This is a genomic window from Cronobacter sp. HA18003, assembly GCF_011605905.1.
GTDB classification, from domain to species: domain Bacteria; phylum Pseudomonadota; class Gammaproteobacteria; order Enterobacterales; family Enterobacteriaceae; genus Cronobacter; species Cronobacter sakazakii.
The window spans coordinates 1008999-1025311 of the sequence record NZ_JAANQO010000011.1 but is presented as its reverse complement, the minus strand read 5'-3'; the positions used below and the strand labels follow the sequence as shown (position 1 = coordinate 1025311).

At 57.6% G+C, this 16313-nt stretch carries 13 protein-coding genes and 1 pseudogene; 4 read left to right on the top strand and 10 right to left on the bottom strand.

Translation table 11 applies throughout. The annotated features are described in order from the left end of the window. Positions 1-105: 105 nt before the first annotated feature. On the top strand, positions 106-1503 hold the full coding sequence (fumC, locus tag G6041_RS05905) for a class II fumarate hydratase (protein WP_012124887.1): 1398 nt from the start codon (positions 106-108) through the stop codon (positions 1501-1503). Here fumC and tus read toward each other — a convergent pair whose 3' ends face one another. The 3 genes from tus to G6041_RS05890 all read right to left on the bottom strand — a co-directional run bounded on the left by tus (position 1504) and on the right by G6041_RS05890 (position 5151). After that, positions 1504-2433: a DNA replication terminus site-binding protein gene (gene tus / locus G6041_RS05900; RefSeq protein ID WP_012124886.1), complete on the bottom strand. Its 930-nt coding sequence runs from the start codon at positions 2431-2433 to the stop codon at positions 1504-1506. A gap of 493 nt (positions 2434-2926) precedes the next feature. Next, complete coding sequence (rstB, locus tag G6041_RS05895; RefSeq protein WP_012124885.1) at positions 2927-4219, bottom strand: two-component system sensor histidine kinase RstB; 1293 nt, start codon at positions 4217-4219, stop codon at positions 2927-2929. Positions 4220-4245: 26 nt separating this feature from the next. Further along, positions 4246-5151, bottom strand: a complete 906-nt coding sequence (locus G6041_RS05890; RefSeq protein WP_012124884.1) for a LysR family transcriptional regulator — start codon at positions 5149-5151, stop codon at positions 4246-4248. A gap of 111 nt (positions 5152-5262) precedes the next feature. Here G6041_RS05890 and G6041_RS05885 point away from each other — a divergent pair, with 111 nt between their 5' ends. Further along, complete coding sequence (locus tag G6041_RS05885; protein ID WP_007867537.1) at positions 5263-6015, top strand: SDR family NAD(P)-dependent oxidoreductase; 753 nt, start codon at positions 5263-5265, stop codon at positions 6013-6015. Between the two features lie 35 nt (positions 6016-6050). On the opposite strand, the gene rstA is transcribed toward G6041_RS05885, so the two are convergent. From rstA to ydgH, 4 genes and pseudogenes are all read right to left on the bottom strand, one after another. Next, positions 6051-6782: a two-component system response regulator RstA gene (gene rstA, locus G6041_RS05880; protein WP_041460514.1), complete on the bottom strand. Its 732-nt coding sequence runs from the start codon at positions 6780-6782 to the stop codon at positions 6051-6053. A gap of 75 nt (positions 6783-6857) precedes the next feature. After that, positions 6858-7580 (bottom strand): annotated as a pseudogene (gene folM / locus G6041_RS05875) (dihydromonapterin reductase). Between the two features lie 29 nt (positions 7581-7609). Further along, positions 7610-8992, bottom strand: a complete 1383-nt coding sequence (locus G6041_RS05870) for an amino acid permease (protein ID WP_007890896.1) — start codon at positions 8990-8992, stop codon at positions 7610-7612. Positions 8993-9176: 184 nt separating this feature from the next. Continuing rightward, positions 9177-10121 (bottom strand): DUF1471 family protein YdgH, encoded by a 945-nt coding sequence (gene ydgH, locus G6041_RS05865; protein WP_012124882.1) that lies wholly within the window; start codon positions 10119-10121, stop codon positions 9177-9179. A 525-nt stretch (positions 10122-10646) separates the two neighbouring features. Here ydgH and pntA point away from each other — a divergent pair. Further along, positions 10647-12182 carry a Re/Si-specific NAD(P)(+) transhydrogenase subunit alpha gene (pntA, locus tag G6041_RS05860; RefSeq protein ID WP_041460513.1) on the top strand — a complete coding sequence of 512 codons (1536 nt, stop codon included), beginning with the start codon at positions 10647-10649 and terminating at the stop codon, positions 12180-12182. A 10-nt stretch (positions 12183-12192) separates the two neighbouring features. After that, positions 12193-13581 carry a Re/Si-specific NAD(P)(+) transhydrogenase subunit beta gene (pntB, locus tag G6041_RS05855; RefSeq protein ID WP_004385867.1) on the top strand — a complete coding sequence of 463 codons (1389 nt, stop codon included), beginning with the start codon at positions 12193-12195 and terminating at the stop codon, positions 13579-13581. A 115-nt stretch (positions 13582-13696) separates the two neighbouring features. Here the strand turns inward: pntB and uspE are convergent, their stop codons facing one another. From uspE to ogt, 3 genes are all read right to left on the bottom strand, one after another. After that, positions 13697-14653, bottom strand: a complete 957-nt coding sequence (gene uspE / locus G6041_RS05850; RefSeq protein WP_007793150.1) for a universal stress protein UspE — start codon at positions 14651-14653, stop codon at positions 13697-13699. A gap of 136 nt (positions 14654-14789) precedes the next feature. Further along, on the bottom strand, positions 14790-15542 hold the full coding sequence (fnr, locus tag G6041_RS05845) for a fumarate/nitrate reduction transcriptional regulator Fnr (RefSeq protein WP_004385865.1): 753 nt from the start codon (positions 15540-15542) through the stop codon (positions 14790-14792). Positions 15543-15719: 177 nt separating this feature from the next. Continuing rightward, positions 15720-16235: a methylated-DNA--[protein]-cysteine S-methyltransferase gene (gene ogt / locus G6041_RS05840; protein ID WP_004385864.1), complete on the bottom strand. Its 516-nt coding sequence runs from the start codon at positions 16233-16235 to the stop codon at positions 15720-15722. Positions 16236-16313: the final 78 nt, after the last annotated feature.

The following is a 16313-nucleotide window of genomic DNA, read 5'->3' as shown; positions in this document are numbered from 1 at the left end:
ACCTGTAAAAAGAGCGCACAAAGCGCCATACAAATTCGCTGAAGCCATCAATACTTATTCCTGAAGCATGCGAGCAATCCCATCTTTGTTATCAAGGAGAAAGTAATGACCGCCTACCGCAGTGAAAAAGATTCCATGGGCGCAATCGACGTGCCGGCCGATAAACTCTGGGGCGCGCAGACGCAGCGTTCGCTGGAGCACTTCCGCATCTCCACCGAGAAAATGCCGACCGCGCTGATTGCGGCGCTGGCGCTCACCAAACGTGCCGCCGCGAAGGTCAATATGGATCTCGGCTTACTGCCCGCAGAGCGCGGCGAGGCCATCATTAAAGCCGCCGACGAAGTGCTGGAAGGCGCGCATCCGCAGGAGTTCCCGCTTGCTATCTGGCAAACCGGATCTGGCACCCAGACCAACATGAACATGAACGAGGTGCTGGCCAACCGCGCGAGCGAAATCCTCGGCGGCGAGCGCGGCATGGCGCGCAAGGTGCACCCGAACGATGACGTGAACAAGAGCCAGAGCTCAAACGATGTCTTCCCGACGGCGATGCATGTCGCGGCGGTGATCGCGCTGCGCGAACAGCTGCTCCCGCAGCTAAAAGTGCTGCATAAAACCCTCAGCGATAAGGCGAGCGCGTTCAGCGATATCGTGAAAATTGGCCGTACCCATCTGCAGGACGCCACGCCGCTGACGCTCGGCCAGGAGATCTCCGGCTGGGTGGCGATGCTTGAGCATAACCTGAAGCATATCGATAACAGCCTGCCGCATCTGGCGGAGCTGGCACTTGGCGGTACGGCGGTCGGCACCGGGCTGAATACGCACCCGGAGTACGCGGAGCGCGTGGCGAAAGAGCTCGCCGCGTTTACCGGCCAGCCGTTCGTCACCGCACCCAACAAATTTGAGGCGCTCGCCACCTGCGACGCGCTGGTGCATGCCCACGGCGCGCTGAAAGGGCTGGCGGCCTCGCTGATGAAAATCGCCAACGACGTGCGCTGGCTCGCGAGCGGCCCGCGTTGCGGCATTGGCGAAATCTCGATTCCTGAAAACGAGCCGGGCTCATCCATTATGCCGGGCAAAGTGAACCCGACCCAGTGCGAAGCGCTGACCATGCTGTGCTGCCAGGTGATGGGCAATGACGTCGCCGTCAATATGGGCGGGGCGATGGGCAACTTTGAACTCAATGTGTTCCGCCCGATGGTCATTCATAACTTCCTGCAATCGGTGCGCCTGCTGGCGGACGGCATGGAGAGCTTTAACCATCACTGCGCTATCGGTATTGAGCCGAACCGCGACCGCATCAGCCAGTTGCTTAACGAATCGCTGATGCTGGTAACGGCGCTCAATACGCATATCGGCTACGACAAAGCCGCCGAGATCGCCAAGAAAGCGCATAAAGAGGGACTGACGCTGAAAGCCTCCGCGCTGAAACTTGGGTATCTCAGCGAGGAGGAGTTTGACGCCTGGGTACGCCCGGAAGAGATGGTGGGCAGCATGAAGCCCTGATCAGGGCGCGAGGTAAAGATGCAGGCGGGGGATCATCATTACCAGTTCTTCCGCCTGCGGCTTATAGCGGTGCTGCACGTTTTCGGCGTCATAGTTCAGCAGTTCGCCAATATCTGGCACCGCGCCGCCGCGCGTTTCGTGACACAACACAATCAGCGGCGACGGGCACGCATACTGCACCTGCCGCTGGTTTTGCGCATACCAGACGCGCGCCACCGGCTGCACTTTCACCGGACGTTTAATCTTCAGCCGCGCCTTCTGCGGGAGGGCGGCGATATCGTTGTACTCCTGCGTGAGGCGCGCGTGCCACTGCTCTTTGGTTAACCCGCCCACCGCGCGCGGCGCTTTCAGCCCGCGCTCCAGCATCGCCAGCACGTCGTCACGCGTCAGATTTTTAATAATATGTTTATTCGCCCAGCCGAAACGCAGCGTGGCGGGGTTATCCAGCACCGTGAGACGACGGTACGCGTTGAGCGTAATCAGCCCTGGCAGGTAGCGGTGCACCCATTCAAAACGCTGGGTGGAGGGCAGGCCCGATTCTACGGTGATAATCTCTTCCAGCTGCGTTTTCAACGCGTTGATTTTATCGGCCAGCGCGTGCAGCGCCTCGTGCTGTGCATCATCGACGCTGAAACAGACCGCGCCAGGCAGACGTACCGCCGCCTTGCTGCTGCGCTTTTCCGACTGCTGCTGGATGAACAGATGCGTAAAGTGACGCAGCGCCGCCTCCTGCGCCTCTTTGCCGATTTTTTGCGTCACCGAAATGGTGAGCAGCGGGTCGTGCTCTTTGCCTTTTTCCACTTCAGGCAGGCTGAACACCCGCGCCGCCAGCAGACGGCAGTCCGCAAGGCCATCGCGCATCTCCATCAATGCATGTTCTAATTCGCGAAAAGTGACGTTAAGGCGTTCAACCAGATCGTAACGGGCCATGATGTTCTCGCATTAGTTACAACATACTTTATGTTTAGCACAGTTTCGCCGGGTTTGACCATAGGGAGTTTAATGTCTGGCAGGAAAATTGGCGGGCGAGACGGGCATGGTAGTGAGATGAAAATGGTGTGGCGGGAAGAGGTTCATATGAAGGAAATGGCGGGTGCGCTGCGCTTACCCACCCTACGAGTCTTATGCGTAGTGTTTTTTTAGGGCGGGTAAGCGCAGCGCACCCGCCACAAAACAGAAGACAACGCCAATGCAGTTAACCGTAGGGCGGGTAAGCAAAGCGCACCCGCCACAGAACAGAAGACAACGCCAATGCAGTTAACCGTAGGGCGGGTAAGCAAAGCGCACCCGTCGCGGAACAGAAGATAACGCCAATGCAGCTCACCGTAGGGCGGGTAAGCGCAGCGCACCCGCCACAGAACAGAAGACAGCGCCAATGCAGTTAACCGTAGGGCGGGTAAGCGCAGCGCACCCGCCATAACCACTACACGCCTTCTGATGGCAACACCACCGGCCAGCGAAAACGAAAATGCGCGCCGCCGAGGTCGCTTTGCGTCACGCTCACTTCACCGCTCATGGCGGTCGCAATCGAATGCACAATCGCAAGCCCCAGCCCGCACCCGCCGGTGGCGCGATCGCGGCTCGGGTCGAGACGCACGAACGGCTCAAACACCCGGCTGCGCTCCTCTTCGGGAATACCTGAACCATCATCTTCCACTTCAAGCGTCGCCTGCGCGCCCTCAAGCGACAGCCCGATTCGCAGCCGCTGCTCGCTGTAGCGCAGCGCGTTATTCACGAGATTATCCAGCACGCGCTCCATAAGACGCATATCCAGCGCGCCGTAATCGCCTTCGTCAACGCGCGCGAGAATCAACTCTCGCTCCGGGTGCAGCAGGCGCGCGTCGTCCACATAGTCATGCAGCCAGCGCGGCAGTTCCGGGTGCGTCAGATGCAGCTCGGTTTGCGGGCGGTCCAGCCGCGCGTAAGTCAGCAACTCCTCGATAAGCGCTTCGAGCTGGCCGATATCGCGGTTCAGCGCCTGGGATTCTGCGGTACTCAGGTTATCGCTCATCTCCAGCCGGTAACGCAGGCGCACCAGCGGCGTTCGAAGCTCGTGGGCGATGCCGTCAATCAGCTGCTTTTTACTGGCAATCAGGGTGTTAATGTTATTTGCCATCTGGTTAAACGCCACGCCGAGGCGCGAGAAACTCGACGCCTTATCAAAATGGATGCGCTCATCGAGATGGCCTTCGCCGAGGCGCTGCGCCGCGGTTTCCAGCCGTAGCATCTCCTGCCAGTGGGGGCGTATCCAGATAAACACCGGCAGCGCCAGCGAAATCGCGATCAGCGCAATCAGGGCGATATCCAGCAGCCGCATCTGATGCAGGAAATAGAGATAGGGCACCGGACCAACCGCCAGCACATAGTGGCTGCGCGGAATCCGCTGTATAAACGTATATTCATCGTCCAGCGCCACAATTTCACCTTCGCGCAGGCGGCGGCTGTTGATGTCGTTAAGGTGATACTGATTCATCGGCTGAATACGCAGCTTAAACGACAGGTTTAAATCCAGCTCTTTGATGGTTTTGTTCCACTCATGCGGCGGGATTTCACGCAGTTCGCTGCGCATCAGGTAGAGCGAGCTTTTCATCAGATCATCGAGCGACTGCCGACCGGCACGCTCGGCGGTGAACTTATAGACCAGCCCGACCAGCATCGTCATCACCAGAAAGCAGACAAACAGCAGCAAATAGAACTGTATAAAGAGTTTTTTCATGAAAATCTCTCACGCCCGCGGCGCGGTTACTGGATAGCCGAAGTGGTACGCGGAAAGTGCGCGGCCAGATGATCGATAAACGCTCTGACCGCGGGCGGCAGACCGCGACGCGTGGTAAACACCAGATGCACAATTCCGCGCTGGCCCTGCCAGCCGCGATAAACATGCACCAGATCGCCGGTTTTCAGCGCTTTCGCGCAGACATGATCCGGCAGCAGCGCTATCCCCAGTCCCTCGATAGCGGCCATGCGGACAGCCGTAAAATCGCTACAGCTGAACCGCGGCTGATGGCGGATAAGACAGCGCTTGCCCTGTTCATGTTCCAGTGCCCAGCTGATTTCGCCGGGCTCGTCGCTGGTGCCAAGCGTCGGATGGCAGGCGAGGGTATCAATAGCCCCGTTAAGTTTACTGGCAAGCTGCGGGCTCGCGACCAGGATGCGGTTTGACGTGCCCAGTGTGCGCATAATCAACTCGGCGTCGCTGGTAAGCTCGGTACGCACCCGCAGCGCCACATCCACGCGCTCTTCGATTAAATCGACAGGGCGGTCAATGGCGATAATTTGCAAATTCACCTGCGGGTAGCGGTGCATAAACGCAGGCAGCATGGCCTGGATAATTTCGACCATACCCGTCGGACAACTAAAACGCACCATACCCTGCGGCTCCTTGCGCGCCTGGGCAATCACCGCCTGTGCTTTTTCCGCCTCCAGCAGCATCGCGCGGCACTGGTCATAAAACGCCTGGCCGATATCGGTGACGCGAAAACGGCGGCTGGAGCGCTCAATCAGCCGCACGCCGAGCTGCGCCTCAAGCCCGGCCACGCGGCGGCTGAGCTTCGATTTTGGCTGTTTCAGGGCCCGGCTGGCGGCAGCAAAACCACCGTGGCTCACCACTTCCGCATAGTAAAAATAGTCGTTTAGATCGTGTTGCATTATCGTTCCTCATACAGAACGCAGGGTGCCATTTTGTCCTGGTACACAGCCCGATGGGAAGCGCTTATTCTCAGCCCATGACAAACAGTCACATTCACTGAGGATAAAACTATGAACGCACGTTTCAGTAATAAAGTGGTTATCGTGACCGGCGGCACCAGCGGCATTGGCCTTGCTACCGCTAAAGCGTTTGCCGACGAAGGCGCGCATGTGTTTATTACCGGGCGTCGGCAGGCGGCGCTGGATGCGGCATTACAACAATTAGGTGACAACGTCACCGGTGTGCGTGGCGATATGAGCCAGCTTGCGGATATCGATCGTCTGTATGAAGCGGTGCAGCAGCGCCACAGCCATATCGATGTGCTCTTCGCCAACGCAGGCGGCGGCGAGCTGGCCCCCCTCGGCGCGATTTCCGAGGCGCATTATCACGATACCTTCGACACTAACGTGAAAGGTGTACTGTTTACGGTGCAGAAGGCGCTGCCGCTGCTGCGTGACGGTGCCGCCGTGGTGCTGAACGCCTCTACCGCCGGTTCGAGCGGCACGCCCGCCTTCAGCGTCTATGCCGCGAGCAAAGCCGCGGTACGCAGCTTTGCGCGTAACTGGATCCTCGATTTAAAAGACCGTCATATTCGCGTCAACGCCATCAGCCCCGGGCCGGTCAACACGGCAGGGCTCAATGAACTCTTTGGCGGAGGCGAGCAGGCGGAAGACGTTAAAAACGAACTCACCGCGCAGATCCCGCTCGGGCGCGTCGGCAAACCGGAGGAGATTGCCAACGCGGTGCTGTTCCTGGCGTCTGACGAGGCGAGTTTTGTGAATGGCGTCGAGCTGTTTGTTGATGGCGGGATGGTGCAGATATAAGCGTCAGCGCCGCGCGGGAAGCGCGGCGCGATACATTACGCCTCGCTTTCCCAGGCATGCGGTGCGAACAGATACCCTTTGTTGCGCACCGTCTTGATGCGATAAGGCTCGGTCGCGCTGTCGTTGAGCTTTTTGCGCAGTCTTGAAATCGCCACGTCCACGCTGCGATCCAGCCCGTCGTAGGTTACGCCGCGCAGGTTTTTTAACAGCGCGTCGCGATCCATAATCTGCCCGGCGTGGGTCGCAAGCTCCCAGAGTAAGTCAAAATCCGCGGTTGAGAGCGCTATCTGCTCACCCAGCAGCGTGACCTGGCGGTTGAGCGGGTCGATGCACAGCGTGCCGAAACGCAGCGCCTTGTGCGGTTGCCGCGTTGGCGTGTTATCCGCTGCGGTCACGGGCGCGGCAGCCATATGCTGGCGCAGGTGCAGACGCAGACGCGCCAGCAGCACCGCAGGCGGCGTGGTTTTGAGAATGTAATCGCTGGCACCCATTTCAAGCGACAGAATATGGTTCATATCGCTGTCGAGTGAGGTCAACAGCACCACCGGCCCCTGCCAGCGGGCGCGCAAATCGCGGCACAGCGTCATGCCGTCTTTACCTGGCAGCATAATATCCAGCAGCACCAGATCCGGGTTCTCGCGCTCAATGACCGCCTCAGCGCGATCGCCGCGGCTTTCGACAATCACATCAATATCATGGCGGCTCAGATAGGCGGCAATAAGCTCGCCGACTTCCGGGTCATCTTCAACAAAAACGATCTTGCTCATAGGCTTCTGCGTTGCGGTAAAAACACCAGGATACACCGGGCAGACGCAACGCGCCAGCAACGGCAGCTCAACCGCTTAACGCAACGGGCGGCCGCCGTTCACCGGATAGCTGTGGCCCGTCACATAGCGGCTGGTGAGGAGATAATCCACCAGGTCGATAATCTCTTTTTCGCCGGGCGCGATTTTCATCAGCGATTTATTCAGCGCCTTCTGCCGGTATTCCGGGTCGTCATGTTCGTTAAAGAGGATTTGCGACGGGGCAATGGCGTTAACTTTGACTTCCGGCGCAAGCTTACGGGCAAACGAACGGGTGAGATTATCGAGCGCCGCTTTGCTGGCGGCATAGGCGATATACTTCGCGCTGCCGCGCTCCACGACATAATCGGTAAAGTGAATAATATCGCAGGCAGCGTGGCCCTAGCCGCGCATCAGAGGTTCCAGGGCAAAATTAAGGAGATAGGGCGCGTGAACGTGAATTTGCAGCATGGCGTTCAGCACCTCAGCGGGCGGCACAGGCGGGCTTTCATCCTGCCAGGTGCTGGCGTTATGTAACAGCGCGCGAATATGGGCGGTGCGCGCTTTTACGGCGTCGGCAAACGCAAGAATGCCCTCGTCATGGCAGAAATCGGCCTCGATGCAGACCGCGCCTGCCTCTTCCAGTACGTCAATCGCCGGGTAACGGGTGCGGTAACTGACAATTACATCATGATGCTGCGCTAGGAAATGGTGCGCCAGCGCAAGGCCGATACGGCGGCCCGCGCCGGTGATAACAATGGGTTTATCCAGTTTTTTCACCACAACTCTCCTTAAGCGTTAGCGGCAGGAGATTAGCGCACCAGCATCCAGGTCGCCGGCAGGGCGGCAATCAGCAACAGGCCGATGACGATTTTCTCCTGACCTTTCAGCGCTACGTTATCCACATGGGTACGGCGCGCATAGAGGAAAAACACCACCCCAGGCGCGTACAGCACAACGGACAACAGCAGATGCATCGGGCCTGAGGCATACAGCAACCATAGGCCATAAATGCACGCCCCGACAGCAATCGCCTGATGTAAAGGACGCTTTGCGATTTTGAGCAGGTAAGCGCCGACCAGGAAATAGGGCACCAGAATCATCTCGGAGGCGATGGTCAGCAGGGTGTTGTAATCCGAGCCGGTCGCCCAGATAAGCACCAGACAGATTTGCACGCTGGCGTTTGTCAGCCACAGCGAGGCCGACGGCGCGTTACGCGCATTCTGGCGCGCGAAGAGGCGCGGGAACGCCTTATACTGCGCGGCCAGCAGCGGCACTTCGGCTGCCATAATGGTCCAGCTCAGGTACGCGCCGCACACCGAGACAATCAGCCCGGCGGCGATGATCACTTCGCCCCACGGGCCCATCATTTGCACCATCAGGCCCGCCATTGACGGGTTACGCATCTGCGCCAGTTCCGGGCGCGCCAGCACGCCGAGCGACAGCAGTGTGACCAGCAGATAGACCGCGAGCGCCGCGAGCACGGCGAGAAGGGTGGCAAGGCCGACATCTTTTTTCTGCCGCGCGCGGGCCGAGACGACCACCGCGCCTTCCACGCCGATAAACACCCACAGCGTAATCAGCATGGTGTTTTTCACCTGCTCCCAGACGGGTACGCCGAGATCGACGCCGGTGAAATCCAGCGTAAAGGTCGGCAGGCGGAACGCGATAATCGCCAGCACCACAAACAGGCCGAGCGGCAGGAGTTTGGCGAGCGTCGCCGCGAGATTAATGCTCGCGGCGGTCTGCACGCCGCGCAGCACCAGAAAATGCACCACCCACAGCAGTACCGACGCGCCAACGATCGCCTGCCAGGTGTTGCCGTCGCCGAAAAGGCGCAGCTGCGGCGTGTCGGTAAAGAAGCTCAGCGCGGAGAAGACGATAACCAGATACGAGACGTTAGCGATGACGGCGCACAGCCAGTAGCCCCAGGCGGAACAGAAGCCAATCAGTTCACCGAACCCTTCGCGGGCGTAGGTAAAAATGCCGCCGTCAAGGTCGGGGCGCAGGCGCGTTAAAAACAGCATCGCCAGCGCTAAAAGCAGGATCCCGGCACCGGTAATTCCCCAGCCAATCAGCAACGCCGCGGGGCTCGCCACCTCGGCCATATTCTGCGGCAGACTAAAAACCCCGGCACCCAGCATGGAACTTAAAACAAGCGCGGTTAACGCGGCGAGGCCCAGCTTCTTTTCCATAGACAACCTGTTTAGCAAAAGGAAAGATCCAGAATAATTATTGTGCCAGAGCGCATAAAAATGGTGGATCGCACTAAGGCGCGGGATTTTACGGAGTGCGAAGCTCGCTTGCAATGCGGCGTACACAAAATGTAGCGGAAAAACAAAAAAAGCGGCCGTAGCCGCTTTGTTTTGAGAATCTGTCTTACTTGTAGAGGTCGGCGCTGATGGTCATGTTGCCGCCGCGCTCTTCCCACTGACGGGTGATGTGATAGTACTTAGCCCCTTTCTTCGCGGCACGTTTCGCCACGTTGTAAGAGATATCGGTCATACTGCTGTAGTGGCCGGTAAACTTCACGCTGTCGAATGGCACCATCTGAGCGGCGGTGATTTTGTTTACTTCCTCGACTTTGGTCCCGTCCGGCAGGGTGACAGTGTAACGTCCGCCCTTCGATTCCTGGGTTTCAAAGAAGCGGCCTACGTCACTGCTTGGTGAGGCGGTCGTGGCGACACCCGGAATTTCCACTTTTTTGGCTTCTTCGCCGCCTTTGGCGAGCGCCGCGCGGCCCGCTTCGGAATCTGCCGGGATAGCGTCAGGGCTTTGCAGTACGCGTTTTTTGGCGTCGGCTTTATAGATAAACGCGGTAATACGCTGGTTGCCGCCCTGGTTGGTGTCGACCTGGCGCACGATCCAGAAAGAGGCCGCGCCTTTGGCTTTCGCCGCTTTGGTGATGGCGTCGTTCACTTCCGGCTGGCTGCGATAGAAGCCCTGCACGGTCACGGTGTCATACGGCTCAAGCGCGATAGCCTGATCTTTTGGCAGCTCAACCACACCGTTAATAACACGGTTTTTCGGCGCGTCGGCTTTCGGCGCGTTTTCACGGTAGACATCGGCCACCACGCGCCAGTTGCCGCTGTTACCGGTGTCGCTGGTGTCCTGAATGTAATATGACGCCGCGCCCATAGCGTCTGCGCGACGAGAAACGGCATTTGCCGCTTCGTTAATGGCGTTGAAACGGCCCGTAATCACAATACGGTCAAACGGTTTCAGCGCCGCGGCTTGTTCCGGCGTTAACTCTGTCGCCGCCTGAGCTGACAGCGAGGCCGCGGAAAAGAGGGCGGTCGCCAGAAGGGTATGCTTGAGCTTCATAAAAATAGTCCTTCGCCTTGCGCAAAACAGGTACTGATACAGCCTGTGTGAAATGGTTAGTCGTTGATTATTGCATTGAAAGGTGCCGGATGTCTGCGCCATTTTTCACACCTTATGCTACCGCTTGCGGATTAAAAATAACTTCAGGTTATGAATGGTGAAAATCCTCCTCTGACCATTAAAATTGATAAAGCTTATGACTTTTTAAGTTAAATCCTTGTTAAACCAGCCTGCTTCGGTGGCGCAGAATCGTTTTTTCTGCCTCTTAAAGCGCGTAAACGTAGCGGCTGAACGCGGTTTTTAAGCAAAAATCCCTGTCAGACCGCAACGACGCTACACTTTCACCCATTAACCGTTAAATAGTTGTCCCGGACGGTGGATCGAAGGCGTGTAATTCAGTAGGTTATAGAAAGTTTGTGACAACGATATGGATGGCGAACACCACGGCACCGCGCTTTTTCGCCGGGCGTTTTCGTCTGCTAAGCGAGTGACAGACCATCTTAAAAATCGATGGAAGGGAATACTATGCGTATTGGTGTACCAAAAGAGCGGGTCGCGCTGGAAACCCGCGTCGCGGCGACCCCAAAAACGGTGGAACAGCTGCTGAAGCTCGGTTTCAGCGTCGCGGTGGAGCGCGATGCCGGCAAACTGGCGAGTTTCGATGACGAGGCGTTTATCGCCGCTGGCGCAAGCGTGGTGGATACCGCCGGGGTCTGGGAATCGGATGTCATTCTTAAGGTCAACGCGCCGCAGGACGATGAAATCGAGCGGCTGCGTCCCGGCACGACGCTGATTAGCTTTATCTGGCCTGCCCAGAACCCGCAACTGCTGGAAAAACTGGCCGCGAAAAACGTCACCGTGATGGCGATGGATTCCGTACCGCGCATCTCCCGCGCGCAGTCTCTGGATGCCTTAAGCTCGATGGCGAACATCGCCGGTTACCGCGCGATTGTCGAAGCCGCCCATGAGTTTGGCCGCTTCTTTACCGGGCAGATCACCGCCGCCGGTAAAGTGCCGCCTGCGAAAGTGATGGTGATTGGCGCAGGCGTCGCGGGCCTCGCCGCTATCGGTGCCGCCAACAGCCTCGGCGCTATCGTGCGCGCGTTCGACACCCGCCCGGAAGTGAAAGAGCAGGTGCAGAGCATGGGCGCCGAATTCCTGGAGCTCGATTTCAAAGAAGAAGCGGGCAGCGGCGACGGCTACGCCAAAGTGATGTCTGACGCTTTTATCAAAGCCGAAATGGCGCTGTTCGCCGCCCAGGCGAAAGAGGTGGATATCATCGTCACCACGGCGCTGATCCCGGGCAAACCGGCACCGAAGCTTATTACCCGTGAGATGGTCGATTCCATGCAGCCGGGCAGCGTGATTGTCGATCTCGCGGCGCAAAACGGCGGCAACTGTGAATACACCGTGCCGAATGAGATTTTCGTTACTCCCAACGGCGTGAAAGTGATTGGTTATACCGATCTGCCGGGCCGCCTGCCGACGCAGTCGTCACAGCTCTACGGCACCAACCTCGTTAACCTCCTGAAGCTGCTGTGTAAGGAGAAAGACGGCGCGGTGACCGTTGATTTCGATGATGTTGTGGTGCGCGGCGTGACGGTGATTCGCGAAGGGGAAGTCACCTGGCCTGCGCCGCCGATTCAGGTTTCCGCGCAGCCGCAGGCCGCTGCCAGCGCAAAACCGCAGGCGGCGCCGGTCGAACCGCCTGCGCCTGCCTCGCCGTGGCGTAAATATGCGCTGATTGCGCTCGCCATTATTCTGTTCGGCTGGCTGGCGAATGTCGCCCCGAAAGAGTTCCTCGGCCACTTCACCGTCTTCGCACTCGCCTGCGTGGTCGGCTATTACGTCGTCTGGAACGTCTCCCATGCGCTGCATACGCCACTGATGTCGGTAACGAATGCAATTTCAGGGATTATCGTCGTCGGCGCGCTGTTGCAGATTGGCGATGGCGGCTGGATTAGCTTCTTCAGCTTTATCGCTATCCTCATCGCCAGCATCAATATTTTTGGTGGTTTCACCGTCACTCAGCGCATGCTGAAAATGTTCCGGAAGAACTAAGGGGTAAGTTATGTCTGGAGGATTAGTTACGGCTGCGTACATCGTCGCCGCAATTCTCTTTATTTTCAGCCTGGCGGGGCTTTCAAAGCACGAGACGTCACGGCAGGGCAACCTGTTCGGCATCGCGGGGATGGCGATTGCGCTGATCGCCACCATTTTTGGGCCATACGCCAGTAACGTGGGCTGGATAATCATCGCGATGGCGATCGGTGGGGCTATCGGTATTCGCCTTGCTAAACGTGTCGAAATGACCGAAATGCCGGAGCTGGTCGCTATTCTGCACAGCTTTGTCGGCCTCGCGGCGGTGCTGGTGGGCTTTAACAGCTACCTGCACCACGAGCCGGGCCTCGCGCCGGTGCTGGTCAATATTCATCTGACCGAAGTTTTCCTCGGCATTTTCATCGGTGCGGTAACGTTCACCGGCTCGGTGGTGGCGTTTGGCAAGCTGCGCGGCAAGATCTCTTCTAAACCGCTGATGCTGCCGAACCGTCACAAGCTGAACCTGGCGGCGCTGGTGGTCTCTTTCATTCTGCTGCTGATTTTCGTGCAGACCGAGAGCGCCGGCACGCAGGGCTTTGCGCTGTTTGTCATGACGATTATCGCGCTGGCGTTCGGCTGGCATCTGGTGGCGTCTATCGGCGGCGCGGATATGCCGGTGGTGGTTTCCATGCTGAACTCCTATTCCGGCTGGGCGGCGGCGGCGGCGGGCTTTATGCTGAGTAACGATCTGCTGATCGTTACCGGCGCGCTGGTGGGCTCGTCGGGTGCGATTCTCTCGTACATCATGTGTAAGGCGATGAACCGCTCGTTTATCAGCGTGATTGCCGGAGGCTTCGGCACTGACGGATCTTCAACCGGTGAAAGCGACGAAGTGGGCGAGCACCGCGAAATCACGGCGGAAGAGACGGCAGAAATGCTGAAAAACTCAACGTCCGTCATTATCACGCCGGGCTACGGTATGGCGGTAGCGCAGGCGCAGTATCCGGTGGCGGAAATCACCGAGAAACTGCGCGCGCGCGGCATCAAGGTGCGTTTCGGTATTCACCCGGTGGCGGGGCGTCTGCCAGGTCATATGAACGTGCTGCTGGCCGAGGCGAAAGTGCCTTATGACATCGTGCTGGAGATGGATGAGATCAACGATGATTTCAGCGATACCGACACGGTGCTGGTGATTGGCGCGAACGACACCGTCAACCCGGCGGCGCAGGACGATCCAAAAAGCCCCATCGCGGGTATGCCGGTGCTGGAAGTGTGGAAGGCGCAGAACGTGGTGGTCTTCAAACGCTCCATGAACACCGGTTATGCCGGCGTGCAGAACCCGCTGTTCTTTAAAGAGAACACGCAGATGCTGTTTGGCGATGCCAAAGCGAGCGTCGACGCCATTCTGAAAGCGCTGTAATTCGCGTGTATCTCTAAAGCCGCCAGCTCGCTGGCGGTTTTTTTTCGCCTGTTGGGTGCGTTGTGGCAATAAAAAACCCGCCGGGCGGCGGGTTTTCTTCTGGCAATATGAGACCTCAGTCGTCATCGTCCTCTTCATCATCGAGCTCCACTGTGCTCTGGAAATCGTCCGGCTTAATCACCAGCAGGTCACAGCGCAGATGATCAATCACCTGCTCGGCAGTGTTGCCGAGAAACGCCGCAGAAATCCCGGTGCGCCCGATGGTGCCCAGCACCACAATCCCGGCCTGTAAATGCTCCGCGAGATCCGGGATGACTTCTTCCGGCAGCCCTTTTTCAACATGCGTGACGCGCTCGCCGATGCCGAATTTCTGGCGCAGGGCTTTCATCGCCAGCAGATGCTGGCCGCGAATGGCGTCGTTGTAAACGCTCGGGTCAAAATCGGGAAGTTCGATGGCGATGTTAATCGGCGTTGCCGGATAAGCGCCCACCAGATGCACTTCGGTATGGTTAACCTGTTCGGCCAGGTGCAGCGTTTCACGCACCAGCTTTTCGTTCAGGCCCGTGTGGTAAGGTTCTTCGCTCGCGAGATTCACCGCCACCACGGCTTTACCGCCTTCCGGCCACGGCTGGTCTTTCACCATCCAGACCGGGCAGGGGCATTTACGCAGCAGGTGCCAGTCGGTCGGTGTGAAAATCACCGATTCCAGACGGTCGTGCTGGTGCGCCATTTTCAGCAGCAGATCGTGACCGCCGCTGATCACTTCCTGAATGATGGCTTCGAAGGGGCGGTTATGCCAGACCACTTTGATATCGATGGGCACGCCCGCTTCTAAATAATATTTCGCCTGCTCGCGTATCCACGCGGTGCGCTGGCTGATAACGCCCTGACGCATGGCGGTGCGCTCATCAGGAGAGAGCAGAGTGGTCATTTCGTAGGAAAAGTCATAAATCGGCAGAAAGGCTTTGATACGCCCGCCGATTCGCTGGTGTAGATAAACTGCTCGCCGTAAAGCCGGTTGGTCATCCTGATTGGGGTCGATGGCCACCAGCATGTTTTGATACCTTGCCATACAGGGTCTCCTTACAACTGCTTACCCACAGTTTGTCATTTAAGAGTAACCCATATGATGTGAATGAAACAGGAGAGAATTCCCAGCCGGATCAATAAATCACGAAAATTTAACGATCCGGCGGGAGAGGAAAAACTTATGCCACGTTGCGGGATTGTCCGGCCAGTTCTGCCAGGATTTCATGGTTTTCGATAGTGATATATTTGCCTTTTACCGCCAGCATGCCGCTCTTCTGGAAACGACCGAGCAGACGACTAATGGTTTCCACGGTCAGACCGAGATAGTTGCCGATATCGCCACGGGTCATCGTCAGGCGGAATTCGCGCGGTGAGAAACCACGTTCGGCGAAACGGCGCGACAGGTTATAGATAAAGGCCGCGAGGCGCTCCTCGGCGTTCTTTTTCGACAGCAACAGGATCATATCCTGGTCGCCTTTGATCTCGCCGCTCATCAGACGCATCATCTGCTGGCGCAGGCTCGGCATTTTGCCGGAGAGATCGTCTAACGTCTCGAACGGGATTTCGCAGACCATAGAGGTTTCCAGCGCCTGAGCGAAGCTTGGGTGATGCGCGGTGCCGATAGCATCAAAACCCACCAGATCGCCTGCCAGGTGAAAGCCGGTGATCTGCTCGTCGCCCTGTTCGGTGATGGTATAGCTCTTGATCGTGCCGGAGCGGATAGCGTACAGCGATTTTAATTCATCGCCCGCTTTAAAGAGCGTTTGCCCTTTCTGGATGGGCTTTTTGCGCTCGATAATATTATCGAGCTGATCAAGCTCATGCTCATTCAGGGTAAAAGGGATACACAACTGACTGATACTGCAATCCTGGCAATGGATGGCACAACCGCCAGACTGAATGCGTCGTATAATTCGCTTTTCCGGGATCATAAGTTCGCTCAAGCCTTAATTGATATTAGTCAATTTTAACATATTTTGACCGTACAGGTAAATCCGGCTAATGCGCAAACAAAGAAAAGATCCTGGTCTAAATCTGACGTTTACTGCCATCCATCTGAATTACGGCGTATTTAATAAATTCCAGAAAATATTATTTTACAGTGTGAATTAAATCAGCAAATAACCTTCATGACGCAATAACCACTCCTTGCGCGCCACGCCACCCGCATAGCCGGTTAATGTGCCGTTACGGCCGATAACGCGATGGCATGGCACCACAATGCTAATGGGGTTCGAGCCGTTCGCGGCACCCACCGCGCGTGCCGCGCCCGGACGTCCTAAGCGCTCTGCCATCTCGCCATAATGCATCACCTGGCCGCATGGAATGGTGCGCAACATCTGCCAGACTTCACGCTGAAACGGCGTGCCAGCCGTGGCGGTCGGCAGTGAATCAATCACCGCGAGATCGCCTGCAAACCACGCGCGAAGCGCGTCTGAGAGCCCGCCGGGGTTGACGCAACCCACGCGACGAAAGCCCTCCTGACGATAGTGAATGGCGAGCAACTGCTCCATACGGTCGCTGTGTTCTTCCCATTCCACCGCGCGCAGGCGCGACTGTTCATCAGCGATAACCCACAGCGGGCCTAACGGCGTCTCGATTTTATCTTCCAGTAATGTCAGCATTCGCGGTCTCCTTTTGAGGCGTCAACATAGCATGGCGCTCAGCGGCTCGCCATACCGCCACAGGGGGAGCGGAGAAGG

What these genes read in the sequence shown, in the direction of transcription:
- fumC (WP_012124887.1), top strand. Translation starts at nt 106, where the DNA reads ATGACCGCCTACCGCAGTGAAAAAGATTCCATGGGCGCAATCGACGTG.
- tus (WP_012124886.1), bottom strand. Translation starts at nt 2,433, where the DNA reads ATGGCCCGTTACGATCTGGTTGAACGCCTTAACGTCACTTTTCGCGAA.
- rstB (WP_012124885.1), bottom strand. Translation starts at nt 4,219, where the DNA reads ATGAAAAAACTCTTTATACAGTTCTATTTGCTGCTGTTTGTCTGCTTT.
- G6041_RS05890 (WP_012124884.1), bottom strand. Translation starts at nt 5,151, where the DNA reads ATGCAACACGATCTAAACGACTATTTTTACTATGCGGAAGTGGTGAGC.
- G6041_RS05885 (WP_007867537.1), top strand. Translation starts at nt 5,263, where the DNA reads ATGAACGCACGTTTCAGTAATAAAGTGGTTATCGTGACCGGCGGCACC.
- rstA (WP_041460514.1), bottom strand. Translation starts at nt 6,782, where the DNA reads ATGAGCAAGATCGTTTTTGTTGAAGATGACCCGGAAGTCGGCGAGCTT.
- G6041_RS05870 (WP_007890896.1), bottom strand. Translation starts at nt 8,992, where the DNA reads ATGGAAAAGAAGCTGGGCCTCGCCGCGTTAACCGCGCTTGTTTTAAGT.
- ydgH (WP_012124882.1), bottom strand. Translation starts at nt 10,121, where the DNA reads ATGAAGCTCAAGCATACCCTTCTGGCGACCGCCCTCTTTTCCGCGGCC.
- pntA (WP_041460513.1), top strand. Translation starts at nt 10,647, where the DNA reads ATGCGTATTGGTGTACCAAAAGAGCGGGTCGCGCTGGAAACCCGCGTC.
- pntB (WP_004385867.1), top strand. Translation starts at nt 12,193, where the DNA reads ATGTCTGGAGGATTAGTTACGGCTGCGTACATCGTCGCCGCAATTCTC.
- uspE (WP_007793150.1), bottom strand. Translation starts at nt 14,653, where the DNA reads ATGGCAAGGTATCAAAACATGCTGGTGGCCATCGACCCCAATCAGGAT.
- fnr (WP_004385865.1), bottom strand. Translation starts at nt 15,542, where the DNA reads ATGATCCCGGAAAAGCGAATTATACGACGCATTCAGTCTGGCGGTTGT.
- ogt (WP_004385864.1), bottom strand. Translation starts at nt 16,235, where the DNA reads ATGCTGACATTACTGGAAGATAAAATCGAGACGCCGTTAGGCCCGCTG.